Below are 14,806 nucleotides of genomic sequence, written 5' to 3'. Positions count from 1 at the left end.
GTCCTCGGTGCGCGGCAGGGCGGCGGAGGCGAACGCGGGCCGCACGGCGTGCCACCCGGTGCGCCGCCACTCCCGCGCGATGTCGGCGATCACCGCCCTCGCCTCCGGGTCGGTGGAGCCCGCGGAGGCCAGTACGACACCGGTCGACGCGCGGTCGCCCGGCCGCAGCCCGGCCTCCGCGAGCCGCCGCTCCAAGGCGGCGACCAGCAGCGGCGACGGGCCGAGCACGTCGGCCCGCGTGATCCGCAGCCGGGAGGGGGCGTCCCGCAGTACGGCGGGGATGTCGGCCTTGGCGTGGAAGGCGCGGGTCAGCAGCAGCGGAAGGGCGACGGTCTCCCGTAGGCCCTCGGCCGCGAGCCGTTCCAGCACCTGGGGTACGGAGGGCGCGCAGAAGTCCAGGAAGCCGGTCTCGACCCGCAGACCCGGCCGCGCCGCCGCGACCCGCCGCGTCAGCGCGCGCACGGTCTCGGCGTGCCGCGGGTCGCGGGAACCGTGCGCGATGACGACCAGGGGGGGCCGGGCGGCGGGGCGCACTACTGCTGGGCCCCGGCGGTCAGGCCGCGGCTGCGCAGCACCCAGCGCTCCAGCGGGCTGAAGATGATCTGGTCGATGGCGATGCCGACGAACAGGATCAGCAGGATGCCGAGGAAGACCCCGGCCATGTCCGAACCCTCGCGCATGTTCTCCAGGTAGCGGCCGAGGCCGACACCCAGGTCCGGTGAGGACGCGATGAGTTCGGCGGCCATCAGGGAGCGCCAGGAGAACGCCCAGCCCTGCTTGAGGCCCGCTACGTAACCGGGCAGCGCGGCGGGCAGCAGGATGAACCAGGCGCCGCGCAGGCCGGTCGCGCCGATGGTGCGGCCCGCGCGCAGGTACAGCGGCGGCACCTGGTCGATGCCGGACACCAGGCCGTTGGCGATCGACGGCACCGCGCCCAGCAGGATCACCGTGTACATCGCCGAGTCGTTGATGCCCAGCCAGATCACCGCGGCGGGCACCCACGCCACCGACGGCAGCGACTGGAGCCCGGACAGGATCGGCCCGATCGCCGCCCGTACGAACGGCACACGGGCCACCAGCAGGCCCAGCGGGGTGCCGATGGCCAGCGCGGCGACGAAGCCGAGCAGGCCGCGCTGCACGCTGGTCCAGATGATGGAGAGCAGGTCGCCCTCGTTCCACCGCTCGGACAGCGCCTGGCCGACGGCGTGCGGGCTGGGCAGCTTCGTCGGGTCGGAGAAACCGCCCCACACCGCGAGCTGCCACACCACCAGCACCAGCAGGATCGCGGTGACCGGCGGCAGCACCTTCTTGAACAGGATCTCCCAGAAGGGCGCCCGCCGGACCTCGACGGTCTCCAGGGCGTCGAGGCCCGCTTCGAGCCCTGACAGGTCGTGCCGGTCCGCGGCGCCCGGCTCGTCCGTCTTCCCGAGCGGGACGGCGCCTTGCGCGGACGTCTCAGTGCTGGCCATGGCGGCGGATCTCCCCACGCAGTTCTTCGGTGATCTCGACGGACAGGTCCGCCACGGCCGCGTCCTCGATACGGCGCGGCTGCGGGATGTCGATGGTCCACTCACGGGCGATCCGCCCCGGCCGCGACGACATCAGCACGACCCGCTGCGCGAGCCGTACCGCCTCCCGCACGTTGTGCGTCACGAACAGCACCGACAGGTCGGTCTCGGACCAGATCCGGGTCAGCTCGTCGTGCAGCACATCGCGGGTGATGGCGTCCAGCGCCGCGAACGGCTCGTCCATCAGCAGCAGTTGGCTGTCCTGGGCGAGCGCGCGGGCCAGTGCCACGCGCTGCCGCATACCGCCGGACAGCTCGTGCACCCGCTTGCCGTACGCGCCGCCGAGCCGTACGAGGTCCAGCAGCCGCTCGGCCTCGGGGCGGCGCTCCTCACGGGGCACGCCCCGCAGCCGCAGGGCCAGTTCGATGTTCTTGCCCGCCGTCAGCCACGGGAACAGCGCGTGTTCCTGGAACATCAGGGCGGGCCGCCCGCCGGGCGCCGCGATGGCGCCCGCGGACGGCTTGTCGAGTCCGGCGACCAGATTGAGCAGGGTGGACTTGCCGCACCCCGAGGCCCCCAGGAGGCAGACGAACTCACCGGGCCGCACGTCGAGCGTGATGTCGTCCAGCACGAGCTGCCGGGCGCCGGGCCTGCCGAACGCCTTCGACACATGGTCGAGCCGCGCGGCGTACGCCTCGGGCTCCGCGGTCTGCGCGTCGGCACTGGTGAGGGTGTCGGCCATGGATGTCACCTCCTGGGGTCCTACGGGGCGGGTGCGGTTGACGCCGCTACGGGTCGTCGAGGGGCGGGTGTCGCGGGCGGTGCTACTGAGTGCCGAGCTCCGCGGCGTCCACCGTCGGCTTGCCGTCCGCCGCGAGCACCTTGTTGAGCAGCGTCAGGTCGTACAGCCCGTTGAGCTTCGGCGCCTTGAGCAGACCGGCGTCCACGGCGTGCTGTGCCTCCTCGCCCGCGGTCTTCGCCAGCGGGTCGTCCAGCACCTGGATGGACTTCCAGGCCGGGTCGAGGATGTTGGCCGGAAGCGCCTTCTGCGTCAGCTTCTTGAGCTGGTCGTTCGCGTCCGCCTTGGCCTTGTCGGGGTTGGCCGCGATCCACGCGTTGGTGTTCACCGAACCGCGCAGCACCGCCTCGACCACGTCCGGGTGCGCCTTGAGGAACTTCTGCGAGACGATCACATTGGTGATCACGAACTTGTTGTCGGGCCACAGCGTGCTCTCGTCCAGCAGCACCTTCGCGCCCTCGGCGACCAGCTTCGACGCGGTGGGCTCCGGCACCCACGCGCCGTCGATGGAGCCCTGCTTGTACGCGTCGGGGGTGATCTTGTTGTCGGTGCGGACCACCGACACATCGCCCTTGCCGCTCTGCGCGTCGACCTTCCATCCCTTGGACCTGATCCAGTTCAGCAGCGCCACGTCCTGGGTGTTGCCGAGCTGCGGGGTGGCGATCTTCTTGCCCTTGACGTCGTCCAGGGTCTTGATCTTGTCGGGGTTGACGACGAGCTTCACACCGCCGGACGCCGAACCCGAGATGATCTTCAGGCTGGCGCCGTTCGACTTGGTGTAACCGTTGATCGCGGGGGAGGGGCCGATCCAGCCGATGTCGATGGAACCGGCGTTGAGCGCCTCGATCTCCTCGGGGCCCGCGTTGAAGGTCAGTTCCTTGACCGTGGTGGCGCCCAGTTCCTTCTGGAAGATGCCTTCCTTGAGGCCGACCAGCGGGGTGGCGTGCGTCAGGTTCGGGAAGTAGCCGATCTTGACCTGGTCGGCGGAGAGCTTCTTCGCGTCGGCACCGGCGTTGGCGGCCGGCGCGGTCGTCGCGTCACTCGACTTGTCGTCGTTGGAGCCGTAGCCGCAGGCGGCGAGAGCGCCGAACAGGATCGGCAGGGCGGCTGCCGCGGCGGTGAGTCTGCGGCGGCGCGGGGCGCGGGATACGGGACGGGACTGGGCAGACACGTGGGTGTCCTCTCGTAAGGCCCGGCGTGTCGCGCTCGTTGTCAGGGCGCGGCCGGAAGTTCGTCAGGTCTTCGAAAGCGGTGCAACGGGGGCCGCTGTGCGCGGCGCTGGGGTACGGCGGCGGTCACGGCGTGCCCGTGGTCCGCGGCCGGGCGCGTCAGCGCACACATCGTGCGACCCCGCCCGTACCCGCGCCGAGCGAGCCGCTGCCGACACGGCCGCCCTCCTTCGCGAAACCCGAGAAGGCATCCTGAGTCATCGTCAGAAGTCCCAACCCTTGTCGTCGGCCGCGCCACCCGCGGCCGTGTCCTTCTTGTCTGCCGTGCCTGTCCCGTCTTGGGCCTTCACCGCGAACGCCTCGCCCGCCATGCCCGCGGTCAGCGTCGTACCGTCGGCCGGGTCGACCAGCAGGAAGGAACCGGTCAGCCGGGAGTCCGCGTACGCGTCCACCGGCAGCGGCTCCGCGGTCCGCAGCAGCACCGCGCCGATGTCGTTGACCGCCAGTTCGGCGGGCTCGTTGTCGTGCGCGAGGCCGTGCGAGAGGTCGATCCGGTACGGCAGCGCCTTGACGATCGCCTTCACCGACCGGGTGGTGTGCTTGAGCAGTACGCGGTCGCCGATCCGCAGCGGCCGCTCGTGCAGATGGCACACCGTGGCCCTGATGTCCTGGGTGAGCGCGGGCGCCGTCGCGGTCGGCGCGATCATGTCGCCGCGCGAGATGTCCAGGTCGTCGGCGAGCAGCACCGTCACCGACTGCGGCGCCCACGCGGTGTCGACCGCCTCACCGAGCGCGTCGATCCCGGAGACCGTGGTGGTTCGGCCCGACGGCAGCACCGTCACCGCGTCGCCGACGCGCAGCAGCCCCGAGACGATCTGGCCCGCGTAGCCGCGGTAGTCCGGGTGCTCCGGGGTCTGCGGCCTGATCACGTACTGCACGGGGAAGCGGGCGGGGCAGCCGGTCAGGTCGTGGCTGACCGGAACCGTCTCCAGATGCTCCAGTACGGTCGGGCCGCCGTACCAGTCCATGTGCGCGGACGGCTCGACGACATTGTCACCGGCCAGCGCGGAGATCGGGATCGCGGTGACCTCCGGGACGCCCAGCGAGGCGGCGTAGGCGGTGAACTCCTCGGCGATGGCGGCGAACACGGGCTCCGCGTACTCCACCAGGTCCATCTTGTTGACCGCGAGCACCACGTGCGGGACGCGCAGCAGGGCCGCGACGGCCGCGTGCCGCCGGGTCTGCTCGATCACGCCGTTGCGGGCGTCCACCAGCACCACGGCCAGCTCCGCCGTCGAGGCGCCGGTGACCATGTTGCGGGTGTACTGCACATGGCCCGGGGTGTCGGCGAGGATGAACCGCCGCCGCGCGGTGGCGAAGTAGCGGTAGGCGACGTCGATGGTGATGCCCTGCTCGCGCTCGGCCCGCAGGCCGTCGGTCAGCAGCGCCAGGTCCGGGGCCTCCTGGCCGCGGCCGAGCGACGCCCGCTCGACCGCCTCCAGTTGGTCGGTGAGCACCGACTTGGAGTCGTGCAGCAGCCGCCCCACCAGCGTGGACTTGCCGTCGTCGACGGAGCCCGCGGTGGCGAAGCGCAGCAGCGTGGTGGCCGACAACTGCTCGGCGGTGAGGGGGTTGGTGGGACCCGTGGTGGCGGTCATGGTTAGAAGTACCCCTCGCGCTTGCGGTCTTCCATCGCGGCTTCCGACATCTTGTCGTCGGCGCGGGTCGCGCCCCGCTCGGTCAGCCGGGAGGCGGCGATCTCGGTGATCACCGCGTCGAGCGTGGTGGCGGCCGAGTCGACGGCGCCCGTGCAGGACATGTCGCCGACCGTGCGGTAGCGCACCTGGCGGGTCTCCAGCGGCTCACCGGCCTTCGGGCCGCCCCACTCGCCCGCGGTCAGCCACATCCCCGACCGGTTGAACACCTCGCGCTCGTGCGCGAAGTAGATCTCGGGCAGTGCGATCTTCTCGCGGGCGATGTACTGCCACACGTCCAGCTCGGTCCAGTTGGACAGCGGGAAGACCCGTACGTGCTCGCCCGGCGCGTGCTTGCCGTTGTAGAGCTGCCACAGTTCGGGGCGCTGGCGGCGCGGGTTCCACTGCGAGAACTCGTCGCGCAGCGAGAACACCCGCTCCTTGGCCCGCGCCTTCTCCTCGTCGCGCCGACCGCCGCCGAACACCGCGTCGAAGCGGTGCCCCCTGATGGCCTCGGTCAGCGGCACGGTCTGGAGCGGGTTGCGGGTGCCGTCGGGGCGCTCGCGCAGCCGCCCGTCGTCGATGTACTCCTGCACCATCGCGACATGCAGCCGAAGGCCGTGCTCGGCGACCGTACGGTCCCGGAACTCCAGCACCTCGGGGAAGTTGTGCCCGGTGTCCACGTGCAGCAGCGAGAACGGCACCGCCGCGGGCGCGAACGCCTTCAGCGCCAGGTGCAGCATGACGATCGAGTCCTTGCCGCCGGAGAAGAGGATCACCGGCCGCTCGAACTCGCCCGCCACCTCCCGGAAGATGTGCACGGCCTCGGACTCCAGCGCGTCCAGGTGCGAGAGGGCGTACGGGCTGTCCGTGCTTCCGGAGTGCGCGACGGCGGCGGTCATATGGTGAGCCCCTTCTCGACAAGCAGCGCGTGCAGGACGGAAGCCGACTCCTCGACCGTGCGGCCGTCGGTCTCGATCCGCAGATCGGGGTCGGCCGGGATCTCGTACGGGTCGTCCACGCCGGTCAGGCCGGTCAGTTCACCCGCGGCCTGCTTGGCGTACAGGCCCTTGACGTCACGCACCGAGCAGACCTCGACCGGTGTCGCGACATGCACCTCGACATAGCCGGTGCCCTGCTGCTGGTGGCGTTTGCGGACGGCCTCGCGGCTGTCGGTGTACGGCGCGATGACCGGGACGAGCGCCAACACGCCGTGCGAGGCGAGGAGTTCGGCGACGAAGCCGATGCGCTGCACATTGGTGTGCCGGTCCTCGCGGCTGAAGCCGAGGCCCGCGGAGAGGAATTCGCGGATCTCGTCGCCGTCGAGCACCTCGACCCGGCGGCCCTGCGCGCGCAGCCGCTCGGCGAGGGCGTAGGCGATGGTGGTCTTGCCCGCGCTCGGCAGACCGGTGAGCCAGACGGTGGCGCCGGTGGTCATCCCCAACTCCTGACTGGTCGTCACAGGTGGATCCCGCACTCGGTCTTGCCCAGGCCCGCCCAGCGGCCGGCGCGGGCGTCCTCGCCCTCCAGCACCCGGCGGGTGCACGGCGCGCAGCCCACCGAGGCGTAACCGTCCGTCAGCAGCGGGTTGGTGAGGACACCGTGCTCGGCGACGTACGCCTCCACGTCGTCCTGCGTCCAGCGGGCGATCGGCGCGATCTTGACCTTCCGCCGCTTCTCGTCCCAGGACACCACCGGGGTGTCGGCCCGGGTCGGCGACTCGTCGCGGCGCAGGCCCGTCGCCCATGCCTCGTAGCCGCGCAGGCCCTCCTCCAGCGGAGCGACCTTGCGCAGCGCGCAGCACCGGTCGGGGTCGCGGTCGTGCAGCTTCGGCCCGTACTCGGCGTCCTGCTCGGCGACGGTCTGCCGCGGGCTGATCGTGATGACGTTGACGTCCATCACGGCCGCGACCGCGTCCCGCGTCCCGATGGTCTCGGGGAAGTGGTAGCCGGTGTCGAGGAAGACCACGTCCACGCCGGGCAGCGCCCGCGAGGCGAGGTGCGCGACGACGGCGTCCTCCATCGAGGACGTCACGCAGAACCGCGGCCCGAAGGTGTCGGCGGCCCAGCGCAGCACGTCGAGCGCGGACGCCTCCTCCAGGTCGCGGCCCGCCTGCTCGGCCAGCGTGCGCAAGTCCTCTGCGGTGTGCTGTGCGGTGGTCACGAGGCGCCTCCATGCGGGGAGTTGGCGGTCGTTCCCCTGGACCTGGACAGCAGCCCGAGGAACTTCAGCGTGAATGCGCGATTGCAGGCGTGGCATTCCCACGCGCCGTGGCCTTCCCCGGACGGACGCAGGTCCTCGTCCCCGCAGTAGGGGCAGTAGAACGGCGCGGCCCGCTCGCTCATGACAGCTCCTGCGCGGAGGCGCGCGCCGCCCACTGCGCGAAGCGCTCGCCGTCGGTGCGACCGGCCTGGAAGCGGGTCAGCACACGCTCCACATAGTCCGGCAGCTCCGCCGAAGTGACCTTCAGACCGCGGACCTTGCGGCCGAAGCCCGCCTCCAGGCCGAGGCTGCCGCCCAGGTGCACCTGGAAGCCCTCGACCTGCTCGCCGTCCGCGTCGGTGACGAGCTGCCCCTTGAGACCGATGTCCGCGACCTGGATACGGGCGCAGGAGTTGGGGCAGCCGTTGATGTTGATGGTGACCGGCTCGTCGAAGTCCGGCAGCCGCCGCTCCAACTCGTCGATGAGCGAGGCCCCGCGCGCCTTGGTCTCCACGATGGCGAGCTTGCAGAACTCGATTCCGGTGCAGGCCATGGTGCCGCGCCGGAAGGCCGACGGCGTGACCTGGAGGTCCAGCGACTCCAGACCCGCGACCAGCGCCTCGACCCGGGACTCCTCGACGTCCAGGACGAGCATCTTCTGGTCGACGGTGGTCCGCAGCCGGTCGGAGCCGTGCCCGGCGGCCAGTTCGGAGATCTTCGTCAGCGTCGCGCCGTCGATCCGGCCGACCCGCGAGGCGAAGCCGACGTAGAAGCGGCCGTCCTGCTGCCGGTGCACACCGATGTGGTCCCGCCACTGCTGTACGGGCTGGTCGGGCGCCGGGCCGTCGGTCAGCTCGCGCTTGAGGTAGTCGTCCTGGAGCACCTGGCGGAACTTCTCCGGACCCCAGTCGGCGACCAGGAACTTCAGCCGGGCGCGGGCGCGCAGCCGCCGGTAGCCGTAGTCGCGGAAGATGCCGATGACGCCCGCCCACACCTCGGGCACCTCGTCCAGCGGCACCCAGGCGCCCAGCCGCACACCGAGCTTGGGGTTGGTGGACAGCCCGCCGCCGACCCACAGGTCGAAGCCGGGGCCGTGCTCGGGGTGCCGGACACCGACGAAGGCGATGTCGTTGATCTCGTGCGCCACGTCCAGCAGCGGCGAGCCGGAGACCGCGGTCTTGAACTTCCGCGGCAGGTTGGAGAATTCCTTGCTGCCGATGTAGCGGTCGTGGATCTCGTCGATCGCGGTGGTGCCGTCGATGATCTCGTCCTCGGCGATGCCCGCGACCGGCGAGCCGAGGATGACGCGGGGCGTGTCGCCGCACGCCTCCATGGTGGACAGGCCGACCGCCTCCAGGCGGCGCCAGATCTCCGGTACGTCCTCGATCCGGATCCAGTGGTACTGGATGTTCTGCCGGTCGGTGAGGTCGGCGGTGCCGCGGGCGAACTCCTGCGAGATCTCGCCGATCACCCGGAGCTGGGCCACGGTCAGCCGGCCGCCGTCGATCCTGACCCGCATCATGAAGAACTCGTCGTCCAGCTCCTCCGGCTCCAGGATGGCGGTCCTGCCGCCGTCGATCCCGGGGCGGCGCTGCGTGTACAGCCCGTACCAGCGCATCCGGCCGCGCAGGTCGGCGCCGTCGATGGACTGGAATCCGGCCTTGGAGTAGATCGTCTCAATGCGTGTCCGCACATTGAGACCGTCGTCGTCCTTCTTGGTCTGCTCGTTGCCGTTGAGCGGCGTGAAGTGACCCATGGCCCACTGGCCCTCACCGCGGTGCCGCCCGGCCTTGCGGCGCGACGCGGCAGCCCCGGCGGCGGCGTCCGCGGCCGGAGTCTGGGGCAGGTCAGGGGTGGAAGCCATGGCGATGCGTCCTTCGGGCAGGCTCGAATACGGTCGATTGCGCGCGGGAGCACCCTATGGCCTGGGAAAACGCAGGGCTGTGAAGCACAGCGGGGCGGCCGGGGACTCCCGGGCATCCACGACGACGGGGATGGCGGGGAGCGGAGCTAAGTCGGTCAGACCGCCGGACAGATGGCGCTGGACACGCGGCAGAAGTCGACGTGCGGCCGACCTACCAAGGCGATTCCAGTGCGTGACATGACGAAAGCGTGGCATGCGGGTCTCCGGAGAGTCCACCGCCATCCATTATGTGGACCAGATAATCTCACCAGGTGAGAAACTGTGGCGTCGGTCACGCTCTGACCGGCACGACCGCCCCGACCCGTGCTCGGACGGTCACGCGCCCGGCGGGGTGGAGGAGGAAACGGCGACCGTCGTGTCGAACACCCGGAAGCCGCGCCGCCGGTAGTTGTCCAGCGCGTACGGCCCGTCCAGCGAGCAGGTGTGCACCCACACCCGCCCGGTCGGCGCCCGTCCCGCCCAGCGGTCGCCCAGGTCCCAGGCCCGCTCGGTCCCGAAGGACAGCAGATGGCCGCCGAGGCCGCGGCCCCTGGAGTCCGGCAGCAGCCCGAAGTAGACGATCTCCACCACGCCCGCGTCCTGCGCCCCCAGCTCCACATAGCCCGCGGGGGTGCCGTGTTCGTACGCCACCCACACCTCGGTGCCGGGCCGCGCCAGATGCGACCGCCACTGCTCCGGCGGCCACGGCAGCCGGTCCCGCCACTCGCAGTCCGCGCCGACCGCCGTATACAGAAAGCGCCCGAACTCCGCCGACGGGACCTGGGACCGCACGATCCGGACACCCGACGCCTCGGGCGGCACGGCCGCAGCCCGCAGCTCGTCGGGCGAGGTCAGTTCGAGGGACCAGGTGGTCACGGGCGTACTCATACGGCCCAGCCTAGGGCCTGTCCGGAGGCCGCGACCGGACGCCCGGTGGCCGGATCTCGCTCCCGGCCCGCGCCCGTACCGCGCTCCGCGCGCCCCCTCGCCGCCGACTCGTCCTCTTGACGGCCGCGCCGCCGACTCGTTCGATGGTCATCACACGGATACGCCAGGACACGTACGGTGACCGGCCGCGCCGCCGCGGCCGTACGGTCAGCGGCGCGCGGCCAGCACCGCGGGCGCGAGCGAGTGCGGGAGGAGGTCCAACGGGAGGTGCGGACGGACGAGTTCGACATTCACCCCGTCGGCGAAGCGGTACGGCCGGTGGGCCAGCACGCCCGCCAGATTCCGCCGCAGCCGGGACAGCTCCGCGCGCACCGTGACCGTACGGCTCGGATCGCCGAACAGATCGGCCGCCAGCTCGGCCGCGGTCCTGCCGCCGCGGTGCACCGCGAGCACGAACAGCAGCTCGGCGTGGCGCGGGCTGAGCTGCTGCGCCCAGCTCCCGGCCGCGCCGCTCACCGTCACCATCCAGTTGCGCGGACGGCTCACGTCCAGCACCACCTGGCTCGCGCCCGACGCCCGCCCGCGGCTGCCGAGCCGTACCAGCCAGCCGCCCGGCAGCGGCTCCACCGAGCACAGGCCGAGCGACGGCAGCCACATCTGTCCTGCGCTGACGGCCGCGGGCAGTTGCAGCCGGTCCGGCGGCGCCATCCCGACCACCGCGGCCACCCAGCCGTTGGGGTCGACGGCCAGCGCCTGGCCCTCCATCCGGGCCAGCAGCGGCGCGGCCACCGACCGCAGCCGCTCGACCGCCGCCCAGTGCCTGGCCCGCAGTTCGCCCTCGGCGACCCTCGCCACCGCGGAGACCAGCGACAGATTCGCCGGGTGCGCGGTGGAGGCGGGGCCGGTCACATTCACCACGCCCAGCAGCCGTCCGTCGCGCGGATCGCGCAGCGGCGCCGCGGCGCAGGTCCAGCCGTGCAGACTGCGCACGAAGTGCTCGGCCGAGTGCACCTGGAGGGGTGTGCCGGTCACCAGCGCCGTGCCGATCGCGTTCGTGCCGACCGCGTCCTCGGCCCAGCTCGCGCCCTCGGCGAAGCCGAGCCGGTCGGCGAGGGACTTGCGGGACGCGAGGCTGCCGTCGCGCCACAGCACCCGGCCCTCGGGGTCGGTGACGATCATGATGTGCCCGGCCACGTCCGCGACCGCGTGCAGACCGTCGCGCAGCAGCGGCAGCAGACCGCCGAGCGGGGTGGACTGCCGCCGGTACTCCAGCTCGTCGGTGCCCAGCAGTCCGTCGTTGCGACCGGTGTCCGGGTCCAGGCCCCGGCTCAGGGCGCGTGTCCATGACGCGCCGATCACCGGCCGCGGCGGCTTCGGCGGCACATCACCCGCAAGAGTGGCTTCCCGGACCGAGGCCAGCAGGTGCGCGGACGCGCGGGCGTCCATCGCGTCCCTCCGGCCGACCTGGATCGGAAAGTGTGTCACGTCGCCCCCGCCCTGCGTGCTCTCCGTCTTCCACTGCCCATGCTGCCGCCGTACGGGCCCGGCCGTCGCGATTTCCATCCCCTCCACAGGAGGTCCCCACACGATCTGACGACCTGTGCAACGGGCTGCAACCATTGCGAGCGTACGCGACTTCGACGGAGAGTGACGCGGCGTCACCGGTGCGCGGCAGCTCCCCGCCCGCGCTGCCGAGACGGTCGGCCTGACGGCCCAACAGACCGGGGGTGGTGCCGAGTCGGCGCGGCGCCACCCTCCGTGGGCGCGGCGGCGGAAACCTTTCTGCTCCCCCTTCGGGGGGCGAGCGGAGGGACAGCCGCTGCCGCGCCGTTTTTCGTTCTGTCGCGGCGGGCGAGCGGCCGAGGGCTAGGACTGGACCGGGCGGGCGCGGTCGACGATCGAGGACAGGTCGAGGGTGTGGGGGAGGGTGCCGAAGGTGGCGCCCCAGTCGTGGCCGAGGCGGGAGGCGCAGAAGGCGTCGGCGACCTCGGGGGGCGCGAAGCGGACCAGGAGGGTGCCCTGGAGGACCAGCGCCATTCGCTCGACGATGCGGCGGGCGCGGGTCTCGACACCGTCGAGGTCGGCGAGTTCGCCGAGGAGGTCCTTGACGGCGCCGTCGAGGCGGTGGTCGGCGCCGCGGGCCAGGCCCAGCTCGGCCAGGAAGGCGTTGAGGGCCAGCGGCTCACGCTGGAGGACGCGCAGCACGTCGAGGGCCTGGACGTTCCCCGAGCCCTCCCACACCGAGTTCAGCGGCGACTCGCGGAAGATCCGCGGCATGCCGGACTCCTCCACGTAGCCGTTGCCGCCCAGGCACTCCAGCGCCTCGGCCGCGACGACCGGACAGCGCTTGGTGACCCAGAACTTGGTGACGGCCACCGCCAGCCGCCGGAAGTGCCGCTCCTGCTCGGTGTCCGCGTCGCAGGCCGCCGCCAGCCGCAGCGCCGTGGTCGTCGCGGCCTCCGACTCCAGCGCGAGGTCCGCCAGCACGTTGCGCATCAGCGGCTTGTCGACCAGCGGCCCGCCGAAGGCGTTGCGGTACGTGGCGTGGTGCACGGCCTGCGCCACGGCCTGCCGCATGAGGGCGGCCGAGCCCAGCGCGCAGTCGAGACGGGTCGCCGCGACCATCTCGATGATGGTGGCCACCCCGCGCCCCTCCTCGCCGACCCGCCGCGCCCACGTACCGCTGAACTCCACCTCCGAGGAGGCGTTGGAGCGGTTGCCGAGCTTGTCCTTCAGCCGCTGGATCGCAAAGACGTTACGGGTACCGTCCGGCAGCACGCGCGGCAGCAGGAAGCAGGTCAGACCGTCCTTTGCCGAGGCGCCGGAGGCGGCCGAGGCGGACGCCTGGGCCAGGACGAGGAAGCCGTCCGACATCGGCGCGGAGCAGAACCACTTGTGCCCGGTCAGCGCGTACGCGCCGTCCTCCGCCAGCGGCTCGGCGTGCGTGGTGTTGGCCCGTACGTCGGAGCCGCCCTGCTTCTCCGTCATGCCCATTCCGAACAGCGCGCCCGGCTTCTCGCCGCCCGCGACCAGCCGCGGATCGTAGACCCGCGACCCGAGCCGGGGCTCCCACTCGGCGGCCAGCGCCGGGTCGGTGCGCAGCGCGGGCACCGCCGCGTGCGTCATCGACACCGGACAGCCGTGCCCGGCGTCGACCTGCGACCAGACCAGGAACCCGGCGGCCCGCCTGAGGTGCCCGTCGGGCCGCGACCAGGCGTCGGTGAGACCTGCGGTGACCGCGTGCCCGAGCAGCCGGTGGTACGAGGGGTGGAAGTCCACCTCGTCGATCCGGTTGCCGTAGCGGTCGTGGGTGCGCAGTACGGGCGAGTACGTGTTCGCCTCCTCACCCCAGCGCTGCGCCTGGGCGGATCCCGCGGCCTTGCCCAGCGTGCTCAACTCGTCCGTGATCTCCGCGAGCCCCGCCGGATCGGCGTGCCGGGCCACGGCCTCCACGAGGGCGCTGTCGGTGCTGTACACGTCATGGCCGACCAGCGGCGGAGCCTGATTGGTCACCGTGTGAGTGAGGGTGCTCATGGCAGCTAACGTAAGGGGGTGCGAGCAGCCGAAGAAAGAGGTCATCGTCGCCCGAGCAGGTGGCGCCGGGCTCGGGTGGTGTACCGCAACGTCTCCAAGCGCAAGGTCGCTTGGCTGCTGCTGAAGGACACCGTCAACTCCTGCATGGAGTACCGGGTGACCGGCCTCGCCGCCGAGGCGGCCTTCTTCGTCCTGCTGTCGCTGCCGCCGCTGCTGCTCGGCCTGGTCGGCGCCCTCGGCTACGTTGACACCGTCATCGGCCTCGACACCATCGACCACATCCGGCACAACATCCTCACGGCGTCCTCCACCGTGCTCTCCGACAAGGGTGTCAACCAGCTCGTCAAACCCCTGGTCGACGACGTCTTCCACGGCCGCCGCCCGGACCTGATCTCGCTCGGCTTCCTGATCGCCCTGTGGTCGGGCTCCCGCGCGGTCAACGTCTTCGTGGACACCATCACCATCATGTACGGCCTGGAGGGCCGCCGCGGCATCGTCAAGACCCGGCTGATGTCGCTGGTGCTGTACGTCGTCGCGCTGATACTGGGCGCCGCCGTACTGCCGCTGGTCGTCGCGGGACCCGACGCGGTGGTGGACCTGCTGCCGGGCGGCGAGGGCGCGGTCGCGGTGCTGTACTGGCCCGCCGTCCTGCTCGCCTCGATCGCCTTCCTCACCACGCTCTACCACGTCTCGGTGCCGGTGCGCTCCGCCTGGTACGAGGACGTGCCCGGCGCGCTGATCGCGCTGCTGATGTGGGTGGTCGGCAGCTTCGTCCTGCGGATCTACCTCACCCACACCGTCGAGGGGCCGACGATCTACGGCTCGCTGGCCGCGCCGGTCGCCGTCCTGCTGTGGATCGGCGTGTCCGCCTTCGCCGTCCTGGTCGGCGCGGCCGTCAACGCGGCCGTGGACCGGGTGTGGCCGTCGCTGGCCACCGCCGCGGCCCGCGAGGAGAACGCCAGGTTGCGCGAGGCCGCGGCGGCCGAGGTCGTCGCGCAGGCCGCCGCCCGCAGGGCCGGGTACGCCGGGGACGAGGACGGCGATCCCGACGACGACCCGCCCGCCGAATACCCCGAGCGGTGGGCGGAATTCCTGCCGCACGCCGACGT

The 14,806-nt window shown here is 71.9% G+C and carries 15 protein-coding genes; 1 reads left to right on the top strand and 14 read right to left on the bottom strand.

Features of this window, described 5'->3' with window-relative positions; genetic code table 11:
- The 14 genes from BGM09_RS16470 to BGM09_RS16415 all read right to left on the bottom strand — a co-directional run.
- Nucleotides 1–534: sirohydrochlorin chelatase (locus BGM09_RS16470; RefSeq protein ID WP_188282353.1), on the bottom strand; the 534-nt coding region annotated here is incomplete at its 3' end.
- Entirely contained in the window at nt 534–1,469 is a 936-nt protein-coding gene (locus BGM09_RS16465; RefSeq protein WP_188282352.1) for an ABC transporter permease, read from the bottom strand. The genes BGM09_RS16465 and BGM09_RS16470, both read right to left, overlap by 1 nt.
- The gene (locus tag BGM09_RS16460; RefSeq protein ID WP_188282351.1) at nt 1,456–2,250 is read right to left on the bottom strand and encodes an ABC transporter ATP-binding protein; all 795 of its coding nucleotides are present in this window, start codon (nt 2,248–2,250) and stop codon (nt 1,456–1,458) included. The genes BGM09_RS16465 and BGM09_RS16460 overlap by 14 nt, the downstream gene beginning before the upstream one ends.
- 82 nt (nt 2,251–2,332) lie before the next feature.
- The gene (locus BGM09_RS16455; RefSeq protein ID WP_188282350.1) at nt 2,333–3,478 is read right to left on the bottom strand and encodes an aliphatic sulfonate ABC transporter substrate-binding protein; all 1,146 of its coding nucleotides are present in this window, start codon (nt 3,476–3,478) and stop codon (nt 2,333–2,335) included.
- A gap of 261 nt (nt 3,479–3,739) precedes the next feature.
- Nucleotides 3,740–5,134: a sulfate adenylyltransferase subunit 1 gene (locus BGM09_RS16450; protein WP_188282349.1), complete on the bottom strand. Its 1,395-nt coding sequence runs from the start codon at nt 5,132–5,134 to the stop codon at nt 3,740–3,742.
- Between the two features lie 2 nt (nt 5,135–5,136).
- A complete protein-coding gene (gene cysD, locus BGM09_RS16445; RefSeq protein ID WP_188282348.1) occupies nt 5,137–6,072 on the bottom strand; it encodes a sulfate adenylyltransferase subunit CysD in 936 nt (311 codons plus the stop codon).
- Nucleotides 6,069–6,608: an adenylyl-sulfate kinase gene (cysC, locus tag BGM09_RS16440; protein ID WP_188282354.1), complete on the bottom strand. Its 540-nt coding sequence runs from the start codon at nt 6,606–6,608 to the stop codon at nt 6,069–6,071. The genes cysD and cysC overlap by 4 nt, the downstream gene beginning before the upstream one ends.
- A gap of 20 nt (nt 6,609–6,628) precedes the next feature.
- The gene (locus BGM09_RS16435) at nt 6,629–7,333 is read right to left on the bottom strand and encodes a phosphoadenylyl-sulfate reductase (protein ID WP_188282347.1); all 705 of its coding nucleotides are present in this window, start codon (nt 7,331–7,333) and stop codon (nt 6,629–6,631) included.
- Nucleotides 7,330–7,515 carry a hypothetical protein gene (locus BGM09_RS37745; protein WP_223187117.1) on the bottom strand — a complete coding sequence of 62 codons (186 nt, stop codon included), beginning with the start codon at nt 7,513–7,515 and terminating at the stop codon, nt 7,330–7,332. Before BGM09_RS37745 ends, BGM09_RS16435 begins: the two co-directional genes overlap by 4 nt.
- Entirely contained in the window at nt 7,512–9,236 is a 1,725-nt protein-coding gene (locus BGM09_RS16430; RefSeq protein WP_188282346.1) for a nitrite/sulfite reductase, read from the bottom strand. The genes BGM09_RS37745 and BGM09_RS16430 overlap by 4 nt, the downstream gene beginning before the upstream one ends.
- A gap of 155 nt (nt 9,237–9,391) precedes the next feature.
- Nucleotides 9,392–9,475 (bottom strand): putative leader peptide, encoded by an 84-nt coding sequence (locus tag BGM09_RS39185; RefSeq protein ID WP_355338823.1) that lies wholly within the window; start codon nt 9,473–9,475, stop codon nt 9,392–9,394.
- A 136-nt stretch (nt 9,476–9,611) separates the two neighbouring features.
- Nucleotides 9,612–10,163 (bottom strand): GNAT family N-acetyltransferase, encoded by a 552-nt coding sequence (locus tag BGM09_RS16425; RefSeq protein WP_188282345.1) that lies wholly within the window; start codon nt 10,161–10,163, stop codon nt 9,612–9,614.
- A 207-nt stretch (nt 10,164–10,370) separates the two neighbouring features.
- Nucleotides 10,371–11,648, bottom strand: a complete 1,278-nt coding sequence (locus BGM09_RS16420) for a GAF domain-containing protein (RefSeq protein WP_411158317.1) — start codon at nt 11,646–11,648, stop codon at nt 10,371–10,373.
- 381 nt (nt 11,649–12,029) lie between these two features.
- Nucleotides 12,030–13,697 carry an acyl-CoA dehydrogenase family protein gene (locus BGM09_RS16415; RefSeq protein ID WP_188282343.1) on the bottom strand — a complete coding sequence of 556 codons (1,668 nt, stop codon included), beginning with the start codon at nt 13,695–13,697 and terminating at the stop codon, nt 12,030–12,032.
- 18 nt (nt 13,698–13,715) lie between these two features.
- Here BGM09_RS16415 and BGM09_RS16410 point away from each other — a divergent pair.
- Nucleotides 13,716–14,806 (top strand): YihY/virulence factor BrkB family protein (locus tag BGM09_RS16410; RefSeq protein WP_188282342.1); only part of this gene is annotated, 1,091 nt, incomplete at its 3' end.

Source organism: Streptomyces sp. CBMA29 (genome assembly GCF_014596445.1).
Taxonomy (GTDB): domain Bacteria; phylum Actinomycetota; class Actinomycetes; order Streptomycetales; family Streptomycetaceae; genus Actinacidiphila.
Note: the sequence above shows the minus strand (reverse complement) of the source record. Positions and strands in the feature narration are given on the sequence as shown.

What these genes read in the sequence shown, in the direction of transcription:
- BGM09_RS16465 (WP_188282352.1), bottom strand. Translation starts at nt 1,469, where the DNA reads ATGGCCAGCACTGAGACGTCCGCGCAAGGCGCCGTCCCGCTCGGGAAG.
- BGM09_RS16460 (WP_188282351.1), bottom strand. Translation starts at nt 2,250, where the DNA reads ATGGCCGACACCCTCACCAGTGCCGACGCGCAGACCGCGGAGCCCGAG.
- BGM09_RS16450 (WP_188282349.1), bottom strand. Translation starts at nt 5,134, where the DNA reads ATGACCGCCACCACGGGTCCCACCAACCCCCTCACCGCCGAGCAGTTG.
- cysD (WP_188282348.1), bottom strand. Translation starts at nt 6,072, where the DNA reads ATGACCGCCGCCGTCGCGCACTCCGGAAGCACGGACAGCCCGTACGCC.
- cysC (WP_188282354.1), bottom strand. Translation starts at nt 6,608, where the DNA reads ATGACCACCGGCGCCACCGTCTGGCTCACCGGTCTGCCGAGCGCGGGC.
- BGM09_RS37745 (WP_223187117.1), bottom strand. Translation starts at nt 7,515, where the DNA reads ATGAGCGAGCGGGCCGCGCCGTTCTACTGCCCCTACTGCGGGGACGAG.
- BGM09_RS16430 (WP_188282346.1), bottom strand. Translation starts at nt 9,236, where the DNA reads ATGGCTTCCACCCCTGACCTGCCCCAGACTCCGGCCGCGGACGCCGCC.
- BGM09_RS39185 (WP_355338823.1), bottom strand. Translation starts at nt 9,475, where the DNA reads ATGTCACGCACTGGAATCGCCTTGGTAGGTCGGCCGCACGTCGACTTC.
- BGM09_RS16425 (WP_188282345.1), bottom strand. Translation starts at nt 10,163, where the DNA reads ATGAGTACGCCCGTGACCACCTGGTCCCTCGAACTGACCTCGCCCGAC.
- BGM09_RS16415 (WP_188282343.1), bottom strand. Translation starts at nt 13,697, where the DNA reads ATGAGCACCCTCACTCACACGGTGACCAATCAGGCTCCGCCGCTGGTC.